The following is a 23503-nucleotide window of genomic DNA, read 5'->3' as shown; positions in this document are numbered from 1 at the left end:
ATACACAGCAGGCCCGGCCCACACAAGCCGCCCAAAGTAGGAAAAATTACAGGCAAACCGGCCTCTGCGGCCGGGTGTCACAGGTCGCAACCCCACAATAAAGTGTCGCGCCCGCACGGGGGTCGGCATCAATCCGGCCCGGCCCCCCGCCTGCCTTGGCGCGACATTCGCCGCTCTTTTGCTTTAACCGGTGTTACGCAAGCCTGCCGCGATCCCGGCCACAGTCACCAGCAACGCTTGTTCCAGAGGGCTGTCCTGCGCCGCTTGCTGGCGTCGCGAACGTGCCAGAAGCTCGGCCTGCAATAGATGAAGAGGATCGAGGTAAGTGTTGCGCAAGCGGATGAATTCAAGGGTCTCGGGGCTGTGTGCCATCAACTGCGCCTGACCGGTCAAGCCCAGCACCACCGAGCACGCCTGCGACAATAGGTCGCGCAAGTGCGCACCCAATGGCAGCAGTTCCGGGCTCACCAAACGCTCGTCGTAGAGCCGGGCGATATCGGCATCGGCCTTGGCCAGGACCATTTCCAGCATGTCGATGCGGGTACGGAAGAACGGCCACTGCTCGCGCATTTGTGCCAACTGCTCGCCTTCGCCCCGTGCCAGTGCCTGGCTCAGTGCGGTTTCCCAACCCAGCCAGGCGGGCAGCATCAGGCGGGTCTGGGTCCAGCCGAAAATCCACGGGATGGCCCGCAGGCTTTCAATCCCGCCTGCCCGGCGTTTGGCCGGACGACTTCCCAGCGGCAATCGCCCCAGTTCCTGCTCCGGCGTTGACTGGCGGAAGTACTCCACGAACTGTGGATTATCACGCACCACCCCACGGTAGGCCTTGACCCCGTCAGCTGCCAATTCGTCCATCAGTACCCGCCAGCCAGGTTCCGGCAGGGGCGGCGGGAGCAAGGTGGCTTCCAGTACGGCCGCCAGGTAGAGATTGAGATTCTGCTCGGCAATGTCCGGCAGGCCGAACTTGAAACGGATCATTTCGCCCTGTTCCGTGGTACGGAAGCGCCCCGCGACAGAGCCCGGCGGCTGCGACAGGATCGCCGCGTGAGCCGGGCCACCGCCGCGCCCCACGGTGCCGCCACGACCATGGAACAACAACAATTCAACGCCTTGCTCGCGGCAGATATTGACCAGTGACTCCTGCGCCCGGTACTGCGCCCAGGCCGCCGCAGTGGTGCCCGCATCCTTGGCAGAGTCGGAGTAGCCGATCATCACTTCCTGCGGGCCCTTCAGGTGTGCGCGATAACCCGGCAACAGCAACAGCCGCTCGATCACCGGTCCCGCGTTGTCCAGGTCGGCCAGGGTTTCAAACAACGGAACCACACGCATCGGGCGCTCAAGCCCGGCCTCTTTGAGCAGCAGTTGCACGGCCAGAACATCAGAGGCGGCACCGGCCATCGAGATCACATAGGACCCCAGGGAAGCCCCCGGTGCGGCTGCCACTTCGCGACAGGTCGCCAGTACTTCGGCGGTGTCGGCACCGGGCTTGAAGTAGCTGGGCAACAACGGGCGACGGTTGTTCAACTCGCGCATCAGGAAGATCAGGCGCGCATCTTCGTCCCAGTCTTCATAGCGGCCAAGGCCCAGGTAGTCGGTGATTTCGGTCATGGCCGAGGCGTGACGGGCCGCGTCCTGACGCACATCGAGGCGCACCAGAAACAGGCCAAACGTCACGGCTCGGCGAAGGAAATCGAGCAATGGGCCATCAGCGATCACGCCCATGCCGCAGGCATGCAGTGATTGATAGCAAAGCTGCAGCGGCTCCAGCAGCTCGCGATTGTCCTGCAACACATCGCTCGGTGCAGGCTGCGTGCTGTTCAGGGCGCTATGGGCCCAGCTGCGGGTCGCCCGCAGGCGCTCACGCAATTGCTTGAGCACGGCGCGGTACGGCTCGGCACTCTCCCCTGCGACTGCCAACAGCTGCGGGGTGGCCTGTTGCATCGACAGGTCAGCGGCCAGTTTATCGATGTCGCGCAGGTACAAGTCAGCGGCCATCCAGCGCGCCAGCAGCAACACTTCGCGGGTCACGCTGGCGGTGACGTTGGGGTTGCCATCGCGGTCGCCGCCCATCCAGGAAGCAAAGCGAATCGGTGCCGCCTCCAGGGGCAGGTGCAACCCGGTCGCCGCATGCAGCGCCTTGTCAGCCTTTCGCAGCATGTGCGGCACGGCGTGCCACAAGGAGTGTTCGATCACAGCAAACCCCCACTTGGCCTCATCGACAGGTGTGGGGCGGGTGCGACGGATTTCTTCGGTGTGCCAGGCTTCAGCGATCAGCCGCTGCAAGCGCTGTTCGATTTCGGATTTTTCCGCAAGGGTCAGGTCACGATGGTCCTGGGCAGCCAACTGCTCAGCGATTGCGTCGTACTTTTGAATCAGCGTGCGACGAGTCACCTCGGTGGGGTGTGCGGTGAGCACCAGTTCGATGTCAAGACGGCTGACCTGCCGCGCCAGCGACTCGGGGTCATGCCCTTCGGCCAGCAGCCGTTCGAGCAATTGAGGCAGGACCAGCGCCTCGAAAGGCTCGGCCTGACCTTCTTCACGGCGGTGGATCAGCTCGTACTGCTCGGCAATGTTCGCCAGGTTCAAAAACTGGTTGAACGCTCGCGCAACCGGCAGCACTTCATCGTCGCTCAAGGCATCCAGAATCGCACTCAGCTCTTCGCCGGTAGTGCCGCGCCGGTCGGCCTTGGCCCCCTGGCGAATGCGCTCGATCTTGGCGAGAAAAGCTTCGCCATATTGGTCACGAATCGTATTACCCAACAGCTCACCCAGCAGGTGAACATCATCGCGCAAGCGTGCATCAATATCGGTCATCAGCAGTTTCTCCAGCAGTATCCGGGGGACAGCTCGTCCCCAAGAGTGCTTTGCAACGCCTGCTTTTGACAAGTCTTGCACGGGGCAAAACGTAAATAGGCGCCTGACCAATCGGTCAAAAATCTTTTAGGCCATTTGCCATCTTTTTTTGAACTATTCAAAAATCGTTTCGGTCACAGCCATTAACCATCACCGCTGGAACTCGTGTTCCAACACTCCGGGTGACGCCACCAGTCGTGATGGAATTAGCTGTTATTAAGGAGTTTCCCAATGGAGTTGAAGACCATGATGACCCGCACTGTCAAAACCACCTCCCCTCGCCTGCGCGGGCTAAAACTGGCTGCGCTGGCAATCGGCACCAGCTTCGTTTTGGCCGGTTGTGCTGGAAATCCACCGTCAGAGCAGTACGCCGTGACCCAATCGGCCGTGAACAACGCCGTGAGCGCAGGCGCTACTGAATATGCACCGGTAGAAATGAAGTCGGCTCAGGACAAGCTCAAGCAGGCCGAGCTGGCCATGCATGACAAAAAATACGATGAAGCCCGTCGTCTCTCCGAGCAAGCGGAATGGGACGCTCGCGTAGCAGAGCGCAAAGCCCAGGCCGCCAAGGCAGAGAAGGCCGTTCAGGATGCTCAGAATGCCGTTCAGCAACTGCGTCAGGAAGGCATGCGCAGCGTTCAATAAACGCTGCCCCTTTTTGACTGCACCTGGCGACACAGCACTCCTAATCGATAGAAAGGACTAAATATCATGCGCAATACAGTAATGATCCCCGCCCTGTTAGCTCTGAGCGTTGGCCTGGCGGCGTGCTCGCACCAGCCGAACGTCAACCTGGAAAACGCCAAGACCAACTTCTCGGCCCTGCAAACCAACCCTGAGTCGACCAAGGTTGCAGCGCTGGAAACCAAGGACGCCAGCGAATGGCTGGACAAGGCCGAGAAGGCTTACCTGAACAAGGAAGACGAGTCCAAGGTTGATCAACTGGCTTACCTGACCAATCAGCGTGTTGAAGTGGCCAAGCAAACCATCGCGTTGCGCACCGCTGAAAACAACCTGAAGAACGCAGGCGCAGCCCGTAACCAGGCATTGCTTGATGCCCGTGATGCGCAGATCAAGCAACTCAAGGGCATGAGCGCCAAGCAAACCGAGCGCGGCACGCTGGTCACCTTTGGTGATGTGCTGTTCCAGTTCGGCAAGTCCGACCTGCAGCCCAACGGCATGCGCAATATCAATACCCTGGCCGAGTACCTGATCCAGAACCCGGACCGCAAGGTGATTGTCGAGGGTTACACCGACAGTGTCGGTTCGGCAGCTTTCAACCAGACGTTGTCTGAGCGCCGTGCTGAATCGGTGCGTAATGCACTGGTGCGCAAAGGCGTAGACCCGACCCGCATCGTGGCTCAGGGCTATGGCAAGGAATACCCTGTCGCGAGCAACAGCACCGATTCGGGCCGTGCCCAGAACCGTCGCGTTGAAGTGACCATCTCCAATGACAACCAGCCTGTAGCTCCGCGCTCCTCGATGCAGTAACCCCCTGTAAAAAAAGCCCCGCCTGAGTGATCAGGCGGGGCTTTTTTTGGGCGCAGATAAATCCACAACTGTGGCGCTTTACTGCTGCAGCTTCGGTGTTTCCTGGTCCAGGCAACGCACCGCCTGTTTCTTGTTGTTGACCAGTACCCCGGTCAGGCCTTTTTGTTCGGTATCGAACAACACGATGATGCCGTCAATGCACTTCGCCACCTGATTGGCCGGGGTGAGGGAGACTTTATAGTCTTCGCCCGGGATGGTCTTGAGCATGGTGTAGTCACTGAGCAGCAAGGCGTCTTCAGGCTTGGCGAAGTGCAGGTAGCCGTAGTACCACAGGGCCCCCACTGTGCCGATGATGCTGCAGATACCGGTAATGATCAGGGGGATGGCGTTGCGTTCTTCACTCATTGTTGGCTCTCGGGTTCACGTTCGGTGTTCGGTGAGGCGGGGTAATTGGCGATTTCGCCCAGTCGCCGCACGCCATTGAAATGTTGGGGGTCATCCAGGTAACGCAGCATCACCTGACGCCAGGTCGGGTCGGCAAATGTCTGTACGTGACCACCACGGGTCAGTTGCAGCACCTTGGGCAGGGGCGCAGCTTGATACAGGCGCAGGCCATTGGAAAGCGGCACGACCGGATCATCCAGGCTGTGGAAGATCAGCATCGGCACGCCGCCCATGTGCGGCATGGCATAGATGGCACTGTCGGCATCGGGCACCAGCCACGATAACGGCACTTGCAACGGCCAGGTCAGCCAGGACGTACTCAAGGCAAACTGCCCCACTTCGCGGTAACTGGCCGGAACGCCATCGAGCACCATGGCCGTGATTCGCGCCCGCTGCTGCGGGTGCTCGCTCAGGTAGTGAATCCCCATCGCGCCGCCCAGGCTTTGCCCCAGCACAATCAGCGGCAAGCCCTGGGTGTGCGGCTGGTGCTGCAACCACTCGAACGCCGCGTCGATGTCCTGATACACCCCTGGCAAGCCCGGCGAGCCCTGGGACAGGCCGTAGCCGCGATAATCAAGCATCAGCACCTGATAGCCCTGGGCTGGCAGCCACGCAGTAGCGCCAAGGTGATAGGCCAGGTTGCCGCCATTGCCGTGCAGATGCAGCACGGTACCCTTGAGGGGTACACCTTTTTTGGCCGGCAACCACCAGCCACTCAGGCGCGTGCCATCGGCGGCCGTCAAGGTCACGTCACGATATTCAAGGCCTGCCGCCGTCGGGGTGATCGGCAGACCGGGCTCGGGATAGAACAGCAATGAACTGCATCCGCTGAGGCTCAACAGCAGGCAGAGTGCAGCCAGGGTTTTCATCTTACTAGCTACCCTATGTAGTCGCTGCCGAAGGCTGCGATGGGGTTTGTGGGGCCTTCAATAAAAACGGCTTGCTGCGCAACCCTTCGCAGCCTTCGGCAGCGACTACAGGTTTTGTGTTGCTTACAAAATGTTGGAGTAATCCGCTTCGATACGATCAAGGCTCAAATGGTTGAGGAAGTTGGAGAAACACATCCAGGCCGAGAGCGCGTTCATGTCCCTGAACTGATCCGGCAAGTACTTGGGTGCTACCACCAATCCTTCATCCACCAACTGGCGCAAGGTACGCATGTCTTCCAGCGTGGTTTTGCCACAGAACAACAGCGGCACTTGTTCCAGCTTGCCTTTACGCACGGCCAGCTGAATGTAGTTGTAAACCATGATGAAGCCCTTGAGGTAGGACAAGTCTTTGGTGAATGGCAGGCCGTTTGGCACCGACCCACGGAAAACCCGACTCGCATTGCCATAGCTTTCTGGCATCTCAAAGCCTTGCTCACGGAAGAACTCGTACACCTGCATAAAGTCCGCGCCCTCCTCCACCATATGAATGGCACGGGTGCGGTTGGTCAGTTTGCGCAGGCGGCTGGGGTAGGAGGCAAAGGTGATGATCTCCATCAGAATCGCCAGCCCCTCCTGGGTCACGGTGGACGACGGCGGCCCCTTGGACAGGAAGGTGCAGATCGGCTGGTTCAGACCATTGAGCGTGGTGCCCACATGCACCAGCCCTTCGTGAACTTCCAGCGCTCGCACGTCGCGTTCGTTGAACATCGCATCCGTGCGGATCTTGATGTAATCGGCCCCCGCCGCCGCATCCGCGACAATGCCGTCGGACTCGAACACGCGGATGGTCTCTTCGGCCTCGCCAAACACCTTGTTCAGACGGCTTTGCAGCAGGTTCACGGCATCCTTGGCCGTCAGGGTCTTGGCTTCGTCCTTGAGCGCGCCACGCCCGTCGATGTTGTCCAGGTAGTCGGACATCATCAGGCCCAGGTCGGCCAGGGTCGGGTCGCCGGCATGGAACGCGTCGGAGGCCGCGCCATACAGTTCCTGGGAGATCAGACCGAAATCTTCAGTGCCGCGCGCTTCAAGCATGCGCACCACCATCCGGTACTCTTTGCACATACGGCGCATGATCTGCCCGACCGGGTTGAACTGCCCCAGCTGGCGAGTGATATCACGCTCGATGTTCTGAAACTCGGACTTCACCGCCGCCGAATCAAAGGACAGCGGCCGGCCGAGGTAATAGTCGCGATTGACCGCGGGCATTTCCTTGCCCTTGGCCTTTAAAAAGCCTTGGCGGATGCTGTCGTCCCACTTCACCGCATCCAGCACGCGGATCGGTGTTTGTGCCAGCACGATGCGGTCAGACAACGTGCGTATCGTGCGCTGGTAGTCGTCCACCGGAAGCTTCCTTTAATTAAGAGCGTTACTTGGCCACACGTTTATAGCGGGCCGCTTCGACAAATACGTCGGAATTGGCCGGGTCGTCCAGGTAGGCAAAGACTTCAGCCGACGGGCTTTTGATCAAGGTGCCAGGGCCTTCGGCGGTTTCAACCGGGTCGCCGTTCAATACGGACTGGCCGATGGCCTGCTTGACTTGCTCCAGGTCCAGATCGTAGATCACCAGTTCGCCGTTATCGGTCAACTCGAAACCGCTCAGCGTGTGATTGCCCCCCAGTTTGGCCGGTATCGCAGCCGAGGCATACCAGCGACTGCCGTGGCGGGCAACAATGAACACATAACGCTCACGGGCCTTGGGCTCACCTTTGGGATAGACCACCGCCTGGTAACGCGTTTTGTCGACGGCACTGATTTCGAGATTGCGGGCTTGCCCCCAGGCGTCCTTGCTGACCCATTTACCCAGCAGCTGTTTGGGTGCCGGCTGTGCCACAAGCGGCGCCTGACTAAAAGTTACCAGGCATCCGTTCAACATAAAAAACGACAATGCCATGAGCATCACGCGCCAAGCTTTCATGCCTGCATCCTTCTATAGAGCGGCCAGCACCAAGTGCATATAACGCGCAAGAATAGCCAGCCGGTCGTCATCCGCCTCTGGCTGCGCGCCATCAAGTAGGGCCTGATATTCCATCCGACCGATAATCGCCGTCAAGACTTTGGCATCCTGGCGAGGTTGCCTGGAGCCTAGCACCTCGAAGATCTGGCAGGCGCCCTGCAGGAAAATCTGCTGATGGGCACGTACCAGCACCGCCAGCCGGGGGTTGATCAACGCCGCCTGGTGAAAGGCCTGCTCGGCCATCAACTGGTCGCGACGGGTCAGCATCTGGTGATGAAGGTAATGCGCGGTCATCTGTGCGATCTCGTCGGCCAGCATGGCGCGCGACTGCTGGCTGCCATCGCCCTTGGCCACCAGTTCACGCAGCTTGCCTTCAGTACTTTGCCATAGCTTGGCCATATAGGCCGCGCTGCGTTCCACATACTGGGCGAAGGTGTCATTGAGCAAATCGTCAATGTCCTTGAAGTAGTAAGTGGTTGCCGACAGAGGCACCCCGGCTTCAGCCGCCACGGCCCGATGGCGTACACCACGTACGCCGTCGCGCACGACAATGCGCATGGCGGCATCGAGGATCAATTGGCGACGCTGTTCGCTGCCATGGCGGCTGGCCTTGCGGCCCTGATACTCAACACTGTGCGCGAGCGCCACCGCGACATTTGCTGCGCCTTGAGATGACTTGACGAGATTCACGGGAAAATCCTTTTAATGCTGATGGGAACCTTGTAGTCGCTGCCGAAGGCTGCGAGGGGACCGTAGTGTTTTCGAGAAAACGGTTTGCTACGCAACCCTTCGCAGCCTGCGGCAGCGACTACAGGAAACGCCAGACAATAAAAAGCCGCCTTTGACGGCGGCTTTTTATTCTGCATCGTTACGCTTGTGGGCGCATATGCGGGAACAGGATCACGTCACGAATCGACGGCGAGTTGGTCAACAACATCACCAGACGGTCGATACCGATACCTTCACCGGCAGTCGGTGGCATGCCGTATTCCAGGGCACGTACGAAGTCTGCGTCGTAGTGCATGGCTTCGTCGTCGCCTGCATCCTTGTCAGCAACCTGCGCCATGAAGCGCTCGGCCTGATCTTCGGCGTCGTTGAGCTCGGAGTAGGCGTTGGCGATTTCACGGCCACCGATAAACAGCTCGAAGCGGTCAGTGACGTTCGGGTTCTCGTCATTGCGTCGGGCCAGCGGCGACACTTCGAACGGGTACTGGGTGATGAAGTGCGGCTGCTCCAGCTTGTGCTCGACCAGCTCTTCGAAAATCATCACTTGCAGCTTGCCCAGGCCTTCGAAGCCCAGCACCTTGGCGCCGGCTTTCTTGGCAATGGCACGAGCCTTGTCGATGTCGTTCAGGTCGTCAGCGGTCAGCTCAGGGTTGTACTTGAGGATCGAGTCGAATACCGACAGACGCACAAACGGTTCGCCAAAGTGGAATACCTTGTCGCCGTACGGCACGTCGGTCGTGCCCAGAACCAGCTGAGCCAGCTCACGGAACAGCTCTTCGGTCAGGTCCATGTTGTCTTCGTAGTCGGCGTAAGCCTGGTAGAACTCCAACATGGTAAATTCAGGGTTGTGACGAGTCGAAACACCTTCGTTACGGAAGTTGCGGTTGATCTCGAACACTTTCTCAAAACCACCCACTACCAGACGCTTGAGGAACAGTTCCGGCGCGATGCGCAGGTACATGTCCATGTCCAGAGCGTTGTGGTGAGTTTCGAACGGCTTGGCTGCCGCGCCGCCCGGGATGGTTTGCAGCATCGGCGTTTCCACTTCAAGGAAATCACGCGCCATCAGGAAGCTGCGGATGTGGGCGATCACTTGCGAACGCACACGGAACGTGTGGCGCACGTCTTCGTTGACGATCAGGTCAACGTAACGCTGGCGATAGCGCTGCTCGGTGTCGGTCAGGCCGTGGTGCTTGTCCGGCAGCGGGCGCAGGGATTTGGTCAGCAGGCGCACGTTGGTCATTTCAACGTACAGATCGCCTTTGCCGGAGCGGGCCAGGGTGCCTTCGGCGGCGATGATGTCGCCCAGGTCCCAGGTTTTCACTTCGGCCAGGGTTTCTTCCGGCAGGGTCTTGCGGTTGACGTAGACCTGGATGCGACCGGTCATGTCCTGGATCACCATGAACGAGCCACGGTTAAGCATGATGCGACCAGCAACCTTGACCGGGATGGCGGCTTCAGCCAGCTCTTCCTTGGTGGCTTCGGCGTACTTCTTCTGCAGGTCGGCGCAGTAGTTGTCACGGCGGAAGTCATTTGGGAAGGCATTGCCCTTGGTGCGCTCGGCTGCAAGTTTTTCCTTGCGCAGGGCGATCAGGGCGTTTTCTTCCTGTTGCAGGTCTTGCGGGTCGAGTTGTTGGTCGCTCATGTCTTTAAAAATTCCATCACAGGTTCGTTGCCCCCGCCTGGCGGCAGGGGGAAGCGGGCTTTAGCGCGCCTTGTGGGCATCGCACTGGCTTCGCACACGTTTTGTTGCGCGACTTACAGCCCTTGTTTCAGGCTGGCTACCAGGTATTCGTCGATATCGCCGTCGAGCACCTTGTCGCAATCGCTGCGTTCGATGTTGGTACGCAAATCCTTGATACGCGAGGCGTCGAGTACGTACGAGCGGATCTGATGACCCCAGCCGATGTCCGACTTGGTGTCTTCCAGGGCCTGGGAAGCGGCATTGCGCTTCTGGATTTCCTGCTCGTAAAGACGCGCCCGCAGCATTTTCATCGCGGTGTCTTTGTTCGCATGCTGCGAACGTTCGTTCTGGCAGCTCACCACGGTGTTGGTCGGTACGTGAGTGATACGTACGGCCGAGTCGGTGGTGTTTACGTGCTGACCACCCGCACCGGAGGAACGATAGGTGTCGATCCGCAGGTCGGAGGGGTTGATGTCGATTTCGATGTTGTCGTCGATTTCCGGCGAAACGAATACAGCCGAGAACGAGGTGTGACGACGGTTGCCCGAGTCGTACGGGCTTTTGCGAACCAGACGATGGACGCCAATCTCGGTACGCAACCAACCAAACGCGTATTCGCCTTTGATGTGTACGGTTGCGCCTTTGATCCCGGCCACTTCACCGGCAGACAATTCCATGATGGTGGCATCGAAGCCGCGCTTGTCGGCCCAACGCAAATACATCCGCAACAGGATATTGGCCCAGTCTTGCGCTTCGGTGCCACCGGAGCCGGCCTGGATGTCCAGGTAAGCGTTGTTGGCATCCATCTCACCGCTGAACATGCGGCGGAATTCGAGTTTTTCAAGGGCTTCGCGCAGACGTTCCACTTCAGCGGCAACGTCATCTACAGCGGCCTGATCTTCTTCCTCGGCAGACATCAGCAGCAGGTCTTTGGCGTCGGCCAGACCCGTGTGCATCTCATCGAGGGTTTCAACGATCTGCGCCAGCAGGGAGCGCTCGCGCCCCAGTTCCTGGGCGTACGAAGGGTTGTTCCAGACACTCGGATCTTCAAGCTCGCGATTGACTTCAGTCAGACGCTCATGCTTTTGATCGTAGTCAAAGATACCCCCGAATGGTTTCGGAGCGCTCTGACAGGTCCTTGATGCTGTTAAGGATCGGGTTGATTTCCATGGCTGGCGGCACTCGTAGGCGATTTTTACAAAGCCGGGGAGTATACCGTAAACAGAGCGTATCAGCAGCCCGCCTGGCGGGGTTCTGGGCAGGAAAGTGCAGATAAACCGCACCGATCCAATCTCGAACGATCTCGCTCACAGATGATCAGGGGTAATAGCTTATTGACGAATTCCGTCAGAGATTTCCTCTTTCCGGTGAAGGCTAGATCCTGGAAGTTTGTCCCCGGTCCAGATCAGCTTGCACCTTGGAAAAACGGAGGTTTAGTGTGCGCTCTTCGCTGACCTCTCAGCGGACGGAAGTGGAAGTCCGAAGCTAATCAAGCACACGGTAATTAACCAACGGAGCTTTCACCTCTTGAAAAAAAAATCCCCAACTTGCCGACACTTCAAACCCTTAAAACTACCCAAACCCGCGTACTCAAAGCATTTAAAGCCCCTGCCCCCGCGATTGTTTCAACCCTTCCCGCGACCACCGAACGTGCCTTCGGCCCGGTCGACTCGACCTTGCAACCCATGTTCACCTTGCGTGCCGGTATCAGCGCACAGGATGCGCTGGCCCATGTTTCATTGCTTTTGCTCTGCGCGGAACAAACCAGTGATGACATTACCGAGTTGGGCAGCGGTGTTGAACGCGGCCTGATCTGGTCGATGGTGCACTCGGTCGAAATGGCGCGCGCCGTGGTGGACTCATTGCTGGAACGTGCCGGGTAAGTGATGCACCGATTGGGTTTGTACTCGGTGGTTTTCACTGCAATACCGAGTACATATCCAGCATTGCCGTCCAACTGGAAGATGGGTTTCGCTCTTAAAAATGCGTCACAGAAGCCTGCGCAAAATCTGTAGCAGCTGACGAGTAGAACTAGGCTGCGTCCGGTTTGGTGCGCCACTGCGACGTTGCAGTCGTAAAACCGGATACTACGGTCGTTCAGGTAAAACCCGGACTCAGGTTTTACGGTCGCTTCGCAACCGAACGCAGCCTCGCACGGCTCGTCAGCGACTACAAAGATCGGCGTACCTCGCCCCTCTACTCAATCCCCACCCGATTACGCCCATTCTTCTTGGCCAGATAAAGCCCCTTGTCCGCTGCCGAAATCAGCTCGCGGCAGTTGCTGTTCTGCTGCGGGGTCATGGTCGACAGACCAATGCTGATGGTCAGGCTGCTGCCAGCGACCGGCGAAATGTGCGGAATGTTCATGGCTTCAACCGACATCCGCAGTTTTTCAGCCACCAGTCGGGCGCCACCCTGGGACGTATTGGGCAGCACGATGGCAAACTCCTCGCCACCGTAGCGGGCCGGCAAGTCAGACGGTCGGCTGCTGGCATCACGAATGGCCCCTGCTACCTTGCGCAACGCTTCATCACCGTCCAGATGACCAAAGGTGTCGTTGTAGGACTTGAAGTAATCAACATCGATCATCAGCAACGACAACTGGGTTTGCTCGCGCAGGGCTCGGCGCCACTCCAGCTCCAGGTACTCATCGAAGTGCCGACGGTTGGACAGTCCGGTCAGGCCGTCGGAATTCATCAGCCGCTGCAGCACCAGGTTGGTGTCCAGCAACTGCTGCTGGCTGACCCGTAGCGCACGGTAGGCGGCATCCCGCTGCAACAGTGTCATGTAGGACCGCGAGTGATAGCGGATCCGCGCCACCAGTTCGATGTTGTCCGGCAGTTTCACCAGGTAATCATTGGCCCCCGCCGAAAACGCCGCGCTCTTGATCAGCGGGTCTTCTTTGGTGGAAAGCACGATGATCGGGATGTTCTGGGTCGCAGGGTGATTGCGGTACTCGCGCACCAGGCTCAGCCCGTCCAGACCCGGCATCACCAGATCCTGCAAGATCACCGTGGGCTTGATGCGGATGGCCTGAGCAATGGCCTGATGCGGGTCCGCACAAAAGTGAAAATCAATGTTCTGCTCAAGGGCCAACCCACGGCGCACGGCTTCGCCGATCATTGCCTGATCGTCCACCAGCAACACCATGGCCGCGTTTTCGTCAGTTTTAACGTCGTCCAACTGCAAGTCGCTCATGCGCGTTCACCTGAATTACTTCCTTCAAGCCAGACCTGCCGGGTTTTACCAGTCAGTTGGCAAATTTCTCCAGCAAGCGTGGCGCAATCTTGTCCAAGGGGCGGATCTCAACCGCTGCATCGATGGCGGCCGCCGCTTTGGGCATGCCGTACACCGAGCTGCTCTGTTGATCCTGGGCAATGGTGAGAAAACCCTGCTGACGCATGAGTTTGAGACCTTGAGCCCCGTCACGTCCCATGCCGGTCAACAGCACCCCTACCGCATCACCATTCCAGTACTGGGCAACACTTTCAAAAAAAACATCTATCGAAGGTCGGTAGATTTCATTAACCGGCTCGGCGGTATAGGCCAGCGTGCCGTTTTTCAATAACCGTATGTGGTGGTTGGTCCCTGCCAGCAGGACTGTCCCCACCTGAGGGGTTTCGCCGTCACGGGCCAAACGCACGTCAAGCCCGCACGAGCTGCTCAGCCACTCGGCCATCCCGGCAGCAAAGACCTGATCCACATGCTGGACCAGCACGATGGCCGCACCAAAGTTCCTCGGCAGGCCCTTGAGCAATGTTTCAAGCGCTGCCGGACCGCCCGCCGACGAACCGATAGCCACCAGCCCGCCCCGTACACCCGGAACACGTGGCTGAGCAGAAACCGGGGAGACCCGTTTTTCGCTTTGGCCCATCAACCAGCCGACATTGAGGATCTTGCGCAGGAGTGGCGCCGAGGCCTCTTTGGGATTGCTGCCACCCAGCACGGGGGTATCCACCACATCCAGCGCGCCAAAGCCCATGGCCTCGAACACCCGGTGGACATTCTGCTCACGGTCGATGGTCACAATGACGATGGCACACGGGCTTTCGGCCATGATCCGGCGTGTCGCTTCGACCCCGTCCATGACCGGCATGATCAGGTCCATCAAGATCAGGTCTGGCGTGTTTTCGGCACACAGGCGCACGGCCTCTTCGCCATCACTGGCGACCCAGACCACCTGGTGGGCAGGCTCGAATGCAAGGGCTCGACGCAAGGCTTCAACCGCCAAGGGCATATCGTTGACGATGGCTATTCTCATGTCTGGGCTCCTCCAATCAGCTCAACCACTGCATCAAGCAGCGCATCGTCATGGAAACTGGCTTTGGCTAGATAATAGTCGGCTCCTGCATCCAGGCCGCGCCGACGGTCTTCTTCACGATCTTTGTAAGACACCACCATCACCGGCATCGATTGCAATCGACTGTCGCGACGTAACAGCGTAACCAGTTCGATGCCATCCATGCGCGGCATATCGATGTCGGTGATCAACAGATCAAAGTGTTCGGCACGCAAGGCATTCCAGCCATCCATGCCGTCAACCGCCACAGCGACTTCATAGCCACGATTGAGCAGCAACTTGCGTTGCAACTCGCGCACTGTCAGGGAGTCATCCACGACCAGGATACGTTTGCGAGTCAGTTCGGCGGTGTGCCGGTTGCGCCGGTCGATACGTTCCAGACGCCCGGTGTTGAGCAGTTTGTCCACCGATCGCAGCATGTCTTCGACATCCACGATCAGCACCGGCGAGCCATCGTCAAGCAAGGCCCCGGCCGAAATGTCCTGCACCTTGCCCAAACGCGGGTCCAGGGGCAATACCACCAGGGTACGCTCACCCACAAAGCGCTCGACAGCCACGCCGTACACGGCGTCGCGCTCGCGAATCACGACCACCTTGAGGGTTTCGTCATCGCTCTGACTGGGCGGGCGCTGCAGCAATTGACTGGCGGCCACCAGCCCCACATGCCGACCCTCATGCCAGAAATGCTGGCGCCCCTCCAGTTGCACAATGTCATCCGGATGCACATCGCGCATGCGCTCGATATGCGCCAGCGGGAACGCGTAAGCCTCGTCTGCGACCTCCACCACCAGACTGCGCACCACTGACAAGGTCAGCGGTACTTCCAGATGGAAGCGACTGCCATGCTGAGGGGTGTGCTCCAGCACAATGGCACCGCGCAGCAGGCGCACCATGTGCTGAACGGCATCCAGCCCCACGCCGCGCCCCGAGACTTCGGTCACGGTGTCGCGCAGGCTGAAGCCCGGTAAAAACAGAAAGCTCAGCAGTTCCTCTTCGCTCAGTTGCGCCACTGTAAGCTCGGTGGACAGCTGACGCTCAACGATGGTGCGGCGCAAACGTTCCAGGTCGACACCGGCTCCGTCATCGCTCAACTCCAACACCAACAGCCCGGCCTGATGGGAGATGCGCAAGCGAATCAGGCCTTCGGCCGGCTTGCCGGCCAGCAGTCGCTGCTCCGGCGTCTCAATGCCGTGATCGACGGCATTGCGCAGCAAATGGATCAATGGCGCTTCGAGCTTTTCCAGCACATCGCGGTCAACCTGGGTTTTCTCGCCTTCGATTTCCAGGCGAATCTGTTTACCCAGGGCGCGGCCCAAATCACGCACCATGCGCTCCTGCCCCACCAGAACATCGGCAAACGGGCGCATGCGGCAAGCCAGGGCCGTGTCGTAGAGCATTTGCGCACGCTGACCCGCCTGCCAGCAAAACTCGTCGAGCTCGGCGGTCTGCTCGCCAAGCAATTGCTGGGACTCCGCCAGGATCCGCCGGGCGTCTATCAACGCCTCTTCAGCTTCATGGCCAAGCCCCATGACCTTAAGCTGCTCACTGAGGGTGTCCATCGCCCGCAGGTTGGTGCTCTGCATGCGTTTAAGGCGCTGCAATGTCACCAGAAAGGGCTTGAGCCGCTGGGTTTCCACCAGGGATTTACTGGACAGATCCAGCAGGCTGTTCAGGCGCTGCGCCGTGACCCGCAAGACCCGTTCGCCGCTTTCGGTCAGGCGTTGCGGGCGACGCACCGGCTCTGGCGACACCTGGGGCTCGACCTGAGCCTGCGCAGGCACGTCAATCACGGGCTCTGGCGCAACCGGCGTCGGCATCAGCAGCAGTTGCGACACGTCAAAATCGGGGGGCGCTACCTGTACAGACGGAGCCACCGGGGCCGAAGGGTCCAGCAGTTCATTCATGTGCGCCACATAGGCGTCGATGTCTTGCGGGCCCACCGTGTTGCCGGGGGTCGCGATACGCATCAGCAGGTCAGTCCCTTGCAGCAAGGCATCAATATGCTCGCGCTGCAGGTACAAACGGCCTTCCTGGGCACTGACCAGGCAATCTTCCATGACATGGGACACGCTGACCCCGGCGTCCACCCCGACAATCCGTGCCGCACCCTTGAGCGAATGGGCGGCACGCATGCAGGCTTCAAGCTGGTCGGCCTGGGTCGGGTTACGTTCCAGCGCGAGCAAACCGGCATTGAGCACCTGGGTTTGCGCCTCGGCCTCAAGACTGAACAGCTCAAGCAACGAGGCGTCGCGCATTTGCTCAGGGGTCATGTAAGGCTCCGGGTGATTGCACTCAACAGTTGCTCTTCATCCAATAAACGCAGACTGCGGGTTTTCCACTGCAGCACTCCCCGGGTGTATTTGGCGCTGGCATGCCCGCCAGAGACTGACGCTGCGTTGATGTCACCCTCGGCGATATTGTGGATGCCATCCACTTCATCCACCGGCAGCACGACCGCTCCGCCGTGGGCCGCCACAATCAACATGCGCGGCATGACCCGCAGCGATGTTGCACCGGGCACTCCCGGGTCGAGCCCCAACAGCTCAACCAGTGACAGGCACGGCACCAGGGTGCCGCGCACATTCGCCACCCCGCGCAAGGCGCTGGAGCGCTGGTGAGGCAAGGAGTGGATCGACTGCATCGGCGCGACTTCATCCAGACACCGCGTGACCAGCGCCAGCCATTCATCGCCCAAACGAAAAATCACCAGCGAGCAGGTCGCCACTTTCTGCTCATGCCCCTGGGAGGCCTGTATTTCCTGGCTCTCGTGCTCAAAGGCGTAGCGATCCAGCAAACGGGTCGCAGCACTCGAATACACGGCGCAGTTACGGCAATGGATATGCTGGGGCAACACCGTACAGCTCTTGTCACCGTAGATACCAATGCGGTTCCAGCAGTCATCGATAGCCTGCGCTTCGGAGTGGATCAAGCTCTGTGCGGCTAAAGTGCTCATTGTTTACGCTCACTTTGGGCCGAACGCCCGTTACGGGCAGCGCGCTCGTTCAAGCGCTGAGCGCCTGCCGTATCGCCTTGCGAAGCCAGCAGGGCCGCCAGATGGGCCAATGCCTGCGAATGCTGGGGTTCCAGGTACAGCGCCTTGCGATAAAAAACCTGGGCCTCGGCCGTCTGGCCCTGAACATCACTGAGCAGGCCCAGCCAGTAAAAGACTTCTGCCTGCGGGTCATGGCGCTGCAAGAACTGCTCGCAGACCGCACGGGCCTCTGTGCTTTTACCTTCGTTGGCCAGGGTGGCGATCCGCTCCAGCAAAACCATCGGATCTTCAGCCGTCGAAGGGGCTTTTGGCGCCGCATGGGCCTGGGGCCTCGGCGCAAAGGGTCGGTTGGCCGGTGGAGGCAACGGGGTTGGTGGCTGGGGGCGCATCAGCGGTTTGAACTCTGCCAGTACAGGACGAGCCGCAGGAGCAGGTTCGTGGCTGTGGCAAAAGGCAAACGACTGTGGCGCACCGATCGAACGCATGCCCAAGCGGCTGAGCAGGCTGCCCTCGGCCGGGCCAATAAACAAAACGCCGTCCTCACAGGTCAGACGCTTGAGCACATCCAGTGCTTTCTGCTGGGTTTTAAGATCAAAGTAGATCAAGAGGTTGCGGCAGAACACAAAGTCATAAGGCGCATGACTGCCTGCCAGCGCCGGGTCCAGCAAGTTGGCGACAGTGAAGCGGACCTGTTCGCAGACCCGCCCGGACAGTTGATAACCGTCAGTCTCAAGGCTGAAGTAGCGCTCGCGAAAATCAGTTTGCTGACCACGAAAAGAGTTTTTGCCATACAGGGCAGTCTGGGCCCTTTGGACTGAAAGCGGGCTGACATCCAGCGCTTCGACTTTAAATTGATGCGCAGCAAAACCGGCATCGAACAGCGCCATTGCAATCGAATACGGCTCTTCGCCGGTCGAACACGGCACGCTCAGGATTCGCAGGGCGCGCCGATTGCCGATTTGGGCCAGGCGCTGTCTGGCCAGGCGTCCCAGCGTGACAAAGGACTCGGGATAACGAAAAAACCAGGTTTCGGGCACGATCACGGATTCGATCAGGGCCTGCTGTTCATCCTGGGAGCTGAGCAGGTGCTGCCAGTAGCGATCGTTGTCGACCATGTGCAGCGCAATGCAACGCTGGCGAACGGCACGTTCAATAATGGCCGGACCGACCGAAGCCACATCCAGGCCGATTCGCTGCTTCAGAAAATCGAAAAAGCGTTGATCGGTACTCATGGGCTCACCTGCGCGCAGGCATCATCTTCACCTTGGGCAAAAAGCAACGCATACACCGCCGGGCTCAGCAACTCATCGACGCTCAACCACTGCAACAGCCCCGCTTCGTCTTTGCGCACGGGCCCCAGATAAGGCGCATCGCAGTTATCGATGCAATAGGGCTGAAACTCTGCGGGATCACAGCGCAAGGTATCGCTGGCCTGCTCAAGCAGCAGACCGAGCAATTGCCCGCGATAGTTGACCAGCACCAAACGGGTGCTGGTGCGGGCCACGGCGTCGGTGCCAAACGTCATGGCGCTGATATCGATCACCGGAATCATTCGGTCACGGTGAGCGAACACCCCGGCCACCCACGCAGGGGCATGGGCAATGGGCTTGAGCGGCAAGCGCGGCAGCACCTCGACGACATCGGTGGCGGCCAGGGCATAGCGCTCGTTGCCAATGTAAAACACCAGAAACAGGCGTTGCTTGGGCACCTTCGCGCCCGCGTGCTTGGCTAGAGGCTCGCTCATCAGACTTTGAAGCGCGAAACGCCGCTGCGCAGCCCGACGGCAACCTGACTGAGTTCGTCGATCGCAAAGCTGGCCTGGCGCAAGGACTCGACGGTCTGGCTGCTGGCATCACCCAGTTGTACCAGCGCGAGGTTGATCTGCTCGGCACCCGTGGCCTGAGCCTGCATGCCCTCATTGACCATCAGCACACGCGGCGCAAGGGCCTGGACCTGATGGATGATTTGCGACAATTGCTCGCCCACCTGCTGCACCTCGGACATGCCGCGACGCACCTCTTCAGAAAACTTGTCCATGCCCATCACGCCTGCAGAGACCGCCGACTGAATTTCGCGCACCATCTGCTCGATATCGTAAGTGGCCACAGCGGTCTGGTCAGCCAAACGCCGGACTTCCGTGGCGACCACGGCGAAACCACGGCCATATTCACCGGCTTTTTCAGCTTCGATGGCGGCGTTGAGCGACAACAGGTTGGTCTGGTCGGCCACTTTGACGATGGTCACGACCACCTGATTAATGTTGCCGGCCTTCTCGTTGAGGATGGCCAGCTTGGCATTGACCAGATCGGCGGCGCCCATGACCGAGTGCATGGTTTCTTCCATGCGGGCCAGGCCTTGCTGCCCGGAACCGGCCAGTATCGAAGCCTGATCCGCTGCCGAAGTCACTTCGGTCATGGTGCGCACCAGGTCACGGGACGTGGCTGCAATTTCACGGGACGTGGCGCCGATCTCGGTAGTGGTCGCAGCGGTCTCAGTGGCCGTGGCCTGTTGCTGCTTGGAGGTGGCGGCGATTTCAGTGACCGAGGTGGTGACCTGCACCGAAGAGCGCTGGGCTTGGGATACCAGCGAAGTCAGCTCCGCCATCATGTCGTTAAAGCCGGTTTCAACTGCACCGAACTCGTCCTTGCGCTCCAGGTTCAAGCGCGAGCTCAAGTCACCGGAGCGCATGACTTCGAGAATCGAAACGATGCGCTGCATCGGCGACATGATCGCCTGCAGCAACAGGAAGCCACACAGCGCCGCGGCCAGTACGGCAATCACCAGCGAAACAATCATGCTGATCTTGGCAGTCATTACCGCTTGACCAATGTTGTCGGTTGCAAGAACAGCGGACTCGCGATTGCCATCGATAATATCGTTGAGGGCCTTGCGTCCAGCCATCCAGGCCGGGGCAAGTTCCTCGCCAAGCACCTTGTGGGCCTGTGCAAAGTCCTTGTTCTGATACAGGTCCAGAACCTTCGCCAACACCAGGCCGTATTCCTCATGAAGACGTACGAAGCTCTCGTAGTGAGCGTTGTCGTCACCTTCAAAAATGGTGCTGCGATAGTTCTTCAGTTCCCTGTTCAAGCGGTCTTCGTAATTGGCGTACAGCTTTTGGTCTTCGTTGGTCAGATCACGCTGGTTGAGCGAACCCACCAGTTCCAGGGTCAAGACATAGCTGTCGACCCAGGCACTGCGAATCATCGAGCTGTAATAAACCCCGGGGATCGAGTCGGTTTGCACCTTCTCTTCGCTGCTTTGGATTGAGAGCAGGCGCGAGTAAGACGCCACAACCATCAGCAACATAATGGCGATGATTACAGCAAAGCTCGCCAAGATGCGTTGGCGTAACGTCCAGTTCTTCACAGTCGATCCTCGGGAGCCATTCAAATGAAGGCGAGTATAGCCGAGGGTACGCAAGGATTCGTACAGACGTTGAGACAGATCTCACAGCAACAAACAAAAAAGCCTACGCATAAAAACAGACTAAATAAGTAGGAGATCACAAATTGTGCTCAATCTGTGGGAGCGGGCTTGCTCGCGATTCAGGCGACGCGGTGGATCTGGCAAACCGCGTTGCTTTCATCGCGAGCAAGCCCGCTCCCACAGGTCAGGGGTCACTCATACAATCCGGGGGTTGCCAGTCAAAACATCAGGGCATTGGTCAGGTCACCCATCGGCGTCTGTCCGCGCGCTTTCATTGCATCGTCACGCTGTTTGAGCCCATCAAGGACTTCCAGCCCGTGCACGCGGGTGATCAGGCGAAGGATCGAAGCAGTGTCATACACCGTGTGATCCACCGTCCTCTTGCGTGCGAAGGGTGATACCACCAAGGCAGGAATTCGCGTACCCGGCCCCCAACGGTCCCCCTTGGGCGGTGCAACGTGATCCCACCAGCCACCGTTCTCGTCCACCGTGAGCACTACCACCATGTTTTTCCATTGAGGGCTGTTACGCAGCACCTTGAGTGTGCGGTCGAGATGGCGATCACCGGCGGCCACATCGGCATAGCCCGCGTGCAGGTTGAGGTTGCCCTGGGGCTTGTAAAAGCTCACTGCGGGCAGTTTTCCGGCTTCGGCGTCGGCCAGAAAGCGGTTGGTGGTCGCCTCGTCGCCCAGGCCACCGTCGCGCAGCCGCTTGTTGCGCTCTGTCGGGTTGTGCGGGCCTTGTCGCTCGAAGTAGTTGAACGGCTGATGGTGGTACTGGAAGTTAGGGATCCTGGGGAGGCTTTCAGACCCTTTATACTGCTCCAGCGTGGCCTGCCAGGCGCCAGCGTACCAGGCCCAGTCGATGTTCTTTTTACTCAGCTTGTCGCCAATATGCTCGTGGCTTTGTGGCACCAGCACACTGGGCAGGTCGGGCTTGGCGTAGTCCGGTCGTTCAGGGTCGCGAATCCAGGTCGGCCAGTAGGGCGGGGCCATTGTGTTCACCGCGAAGCCGTCCGGCGTCAGGGCGCTGGGGCCGAACTGAGGAGCACCGGTCATGGCGCTGGCCGGGGACTTGCCCAGGGGTTTGAGGCGCGTGCCGGTGGGATCATCACCTTGCAACACCGCGATCTGGGCCTCGGCCACTGAGGTGTTCGCGTTGGGATAGAACGGCACGGTGGCGCTGATCAGGTACTGGTGGTTGAGAAACGAGCCACCAAAGGCGCCCTGGAAGAAGTTGTCACACAGCACGAACTCACGGGCAACGTCCCACAGACGCAGGGAATACTGGGACTGGGCGTAATAGCCCATGGTGAACCCACCGGAGTCTCCCCAGGCAACGAACTGATCATTCTTGCCGTCATTGATCTGCATCTGGTTCTGATAGAACACGTGCCACAAGTCGCGGGTGATCAGGTTGAGCGGCAGGTCTTCCTGATTCGGCCCCTTCAGGGCGAAGGGGGCATTGGGCAGGTTTTCCTGGAACTGCACACCTGGAGCATAGGTCACGCCATCGACCGTCTGCGGCCCCACTTGCACCACCCCGCCCCAGGCTGGCGGCAAGGTCTGCAACAGGCTGCCATCGCGGTCGCGCTGCTGATAGTCGGCGGGCTTGAGTGCCGACAACGGTTTTTCTACACCCGGAAAGTTGGCGAACAGGTTGTTGAAACTGCGGTTCTCGGCATAGATCACCACGATGGTCTTGACCTGTTCGTGGAGCTTTTTGTCCAGCTCGACCGGGGACAATGGCTGCGGATTGGTGGGAGCGTCGTGCTCAAAACCTCCACAAGCGCTCAAGGTGGCCGCTCCTGCGCCCAGTGCCGCAGCACCGGCCAGGAAACGACGGCGGCTGCTATCGACCTGGAGAGCCTTGTCTTTCTCGTCACTCATTACACATTCCTGATCAAGCGTAACAAAATGTTTCTTGCGGGCACGCTATCAGGGGATTATGACGAGGAAGTGGCAACGGTTCGAAGAAAAGAACCACGAATTGGCTCGTGTGGTGTTTTCACACATAAAAAACGCCCCGGACCATTGCGGACCGGGGCGCTGAAAAAAACATGGGGTGAAGCCTGCCCCCATAGGGCTGCAGAAGGACTTTAGCTGCTCGCCTGCTTGACCTGAGCTTCGAGCTCAAGCTTGAGGCCCGGGTCAAGCTTGAGCTGTTTGGCCAGTTCTTCCAGGTAGGCACGCTCCATGAAGTGCTCTTCATCCACCAGGATCAGGCTGGCGATATACATTTCGGCGGCTATTTCCGGGGTGCTGGCAGCACTGGCCACTTCGGCCGGGTCCAGGGGTTTGTTCAGCTCGGCCTGCAGCCATTGCCGCAGTGCAGGGTCGCCGTTGAGTTTGCTGAGTTCGCCCTCGATCAACTGGTGCTCGCGCTCATCCACATGACCATCGGCCTTGGCGGCCGCTACCAGGGCTTTGAGAATCGCCTGGCTGTGTTGCTCAACCTGTGGCGCCGGTACTCGGTCAATGGTTTGCGGCTCGGTTTGCGGTGCAGTGCCCTGGCTGGCCTGCCAGTTGCCGTAGGCCTTGTAGGCCAGCACGCCCAGCGCGGCCAGACCGCCGTAAGTCAGAGCTTGCCCGCCATATTTGCGCGCACTCTTGTTACCCAGCAGCAGGCCCAGTGCACTGGCCGCCAGTGCGCCGCCACCGGCACCTGAAAGCAAGCCGCCCAGCCCACCGCCCCCCCCCAGCAG

At 59.4% G+C, this 23503-nt stretch carries 20 protein-coding genes; 3 read left to right on the top strand and 17 right to left on the bottom strand.

Annotated features, from left to right (window positions below; all coding sequences use genetic code 11):
- Window positions 1-183: 183 nt before the first annotated feature.
- Window positions 184-2814 carry a phosphoenolpyruvate carboxylase gene (gene ppc, locus AC19YQ_RS06935; protein WP_219261643.1) on the bottom strand — a complete coding sequence of 877 codons (2631 nt, stop codon included), beginning with the start codon at window positions 2812-2814 and terminating at the stop codon, window positions 184-186.
- Window positions 2815-3084: 270 nt separating this feature from the next.
- Between ppc and AC19YQ_RS06930 the strand changes: the two genes are divergently transcribed.
- Both AC19YQ_RS06930 and lptF read left to right on the top strand, forming a co-directional pair.
- The gene (locus AC19YQ_RS06930; RefSeq protein ID WP_019822131.1) at window positions 3085-3498 is read left to right on the top strand and encodes a DUF4398 domain-containing protein; all 414 of its coding nucleotides are present in this window, start codon (window positions 3085-3087) and stop codon (window positions 3496-3498) included.
- A gap of 66 nt (window positions 3499-3564) precedes the next feature.
- Window positions 3565-4344, top strand: a complete 780-nt coding sequence (lptF, locus tag AC19YQ_RS06925; RefSeq protein ID WP_326397431.1) for a lipotoxin F family OmpA-related lipoprotein LptF — start codon at window positions 3565-3567, stop codon at window positions 4342-4344.
- A 78-nt stretch (window positions 4345-4422) separates the two neighbouring features.
- Here the strand turns inward: lptF and AC19YQ_RS06920 are convergent, their stop codons facing one another.
- The 7 genes from AC19YQ_RS06920 to prfB form a co-directional block, all read right to left on the bottom strand.
- Window positions 4423-4749, bottom strand: coding sequence for a PA3694 family proteiin (locus AC19YQ_RS06920; protein ID WP_019822129.1), 327 nt, complete (start codon window positions 4747-4749; stop codon window positions 4423-4425).
- Window positions 4746-5657 (bottom strand): alpha/beta hydrolase, encoded by a 912-nt coding sequence (locus tag AC19YQ_RS06915; RefSeq protein WP_326397430.1) that lies wholly within the window; start codon window positions 5655-5657, stop codon window positions 4746-4748. Before AC19YQ_RS06915 ends, AC19YQ_RS06920 begins: the two co-directional genes overlap by 4 nt.
- Window positions 5658-5780: 123 nt before the next feature.
- Entirely contained in the window at window positions 5781-7058 is a 1278-nt protein-coding gene (locus AC19YQ_RS06910) for a flavohemoglobin expression-modulating QEGLA motif protein (protein ID WP_133077755.1), read from the bottom strand.
- 25 nt (window positions 7059-7083) lie between these two features.
- Window positions 7084-7632 (bottom strand): hypothetical protein, encoded by a 549-nt coding sequence (locus AC19YQ_RS06905; protein ID WP_326397428.1) that lies wholly within the window; start codon window positions 7630-7632, stop codon window positions 7084-7086.
- A gap of 12 nt (window positions 7633-7644) precedes the next feature.
- Window positions 7645-8361: a TetR/AcrR family transcriptional regulator gene (locus AC19YQ_RS06900; protein WP_326397426.1), complete on the bottom strand. Its 717-nt coding sequence runs from the start codon at window positions 8359-8361 to the stop codon at window positions 7645-7647.
- Window positions 8362-8539: 178 nt separating this feature from the next.
- A complete protein-coding gene (gene lysS, locus AC19YQ_RS06895; RefSeq protein ID WP_133077758.1) occupies window positions 8540-10042 on the bottom strand; it encodes a lysine--tRNA ligase in 1503 nt (500 codons plus the stop codon).
- A 113-nt stretch (window positions 10043-10155) separates the two neighbouring features.
- Window positions 10156-11251 (bottom strand): peptide chain release factor 2 gene (gene prfB, locus AC19YQ_RS06890; protein WP_133077759.1). Its coding sequence is split into 2 segments (ribosomal slippage): window positions 10156-11178 and window positions 11180-11251, totalling 1095 coding nucleotides; the frame shifts between segments, so codons are not numbered across the junction.
- A 377-nt stretch (window positions 11252-11628) separates the two neighbouring features.
- On the opposite strand from prfB, the gene AC19YQ_RS06885 reads away from it, so the two are divergent.
- The gene (locus AC19YQ_RS06885) at window positions 11629-11964 is read left to right on the top strand and encodes a DUF3077 domain-containing protein (protein ID WP_326397424.1); all 336 of its coding nucleotides are present in this window, start codon (window positions 11629-11631) and stop codon (window positions 11962-11964) included.
- 313 nt (window positions 11965-12277) lie between these two features.
- Here the strand turns inward: AC19YQ_RS06885 and AC19YQ_RS06880 are convergent, their stop codons facing one another.
- The 9 genes from AC19YQ_RS06880 to AC19YQ_RS06840 form a co-directional block, all read right to left on the bottom strand.
- Window positions 12278-13279, bottom strand: a complete 1002-nt coding sequence (locus AC19YQ_RS06880) for a response regulator (RefSeq protein ID WP_133077761.1) — start codon at window positions 13277-13279, stop codon at window positions 12278-12280.
- 52 nt (window positions 13280-13331) lie between these two features.
- Complete coding sequence (locus tag AC19YQ_RS06875; RefSeq protein WP_500594852.1) at window positions 13332-14342, bottom strand: chemotaxis response regulator protein-glutamate methylesterase; 1011 nt, start codon at window positions 14340-14342, stop codon at window positions 13332-13334.
- Entirely contained in the window at window positions 14339-16651 is a 2313-nt protein-coding gene (locus AC19YQ_RS06870; protein WP_133077763.1) for a hybrid sensor histidine kinase/response regulator, read from the bottom strand. Before AC19YQ_RS06870 ends, AC19YQ_RS06875 begins: the two co-directional genes overlap by 4 nt.
- Entirely contained in the window at window positions 16648-17334 is a 687-nt protein-coding gene (locus AC19YQ_RS06865; RefSeq protein WP_133077764.1) for a chemotaxis protein CheW, read from the bottom strand. The genes AC19YQ_RS06870 and AC19YQ_RS06865 overlap by 4 nt, the downstream gene beginning before the upstream one ends.
- Window positions 17331-18605, bottom strand: coding sequence for a CheR family methyltransferase (locus AC19YQ_RS06860; protein WP_133077765.1), 1275 nt, complete (start codon window positions 18603-18605; stop codon window positions 17331-17333). Before AC19YQ_RS06860 ends, AC19YQ_RS06865 begins: the two co-directional genes overlap by 4 nt.
- Window positions 18602-19117, bottom strand: a complete 516-nt coding sequence (locus tag AC19YQ_RS06855; protein ID WP_133077766.1) for a chemotaxis protein CheW — start codon at window positions 19115-19117, stop codon at window positions 18602-18604. The genes AC19YQ_RS06860 and AC19YQ_RS06855 overlap by 4 nt, the downstream gene beginning before the upstream one ends.
- Window positions 19117-20739, bottom strand: coding sequence for a methyl-accepting chemotaxis protein (locus AC19YQ_RS06850; RefSeq protein ID WP_133077767.1), 1623 nt, complete (start codon window positions 20737-20739; stop codon window positions 19117-19119). Before AC19YQ_RS06850 ends, AC19YQ_RS06855 begins: the two co-directional genes overlap by 1 nt.
- Before the next feature lie 278 nt (window positions 20740-21017).
- Window positions 21018-22688, bottom strand: a complete 1671-nt coding sequence (locus AC19YQ_RS06845; RefSeq protein ID WP_326397420.1) for an acid phosphatase — start codon at window positions 22686-22688, stop codon at window positions 21018-21020.
- Between the two features lie 209 nt (window positions 22689-22897).
- Window positions 22898-23503, bottom strand: a 606-nt coding sequence (locus AC19YQ_RS06840) for a tellurite resistance TerB family protein (protein WP_500594851.1), incomplete at its 5' end; no start/stop codon positions are given.

It is taken from the genome of Pseudomonas sp. MF06569, from assembly GCF_059862735.1.
The sequence above is the reverse complement of the archived record's forward strand: the minus strand, read 5'-3'. Positions and strand labels throughout refer to the sequence as shown.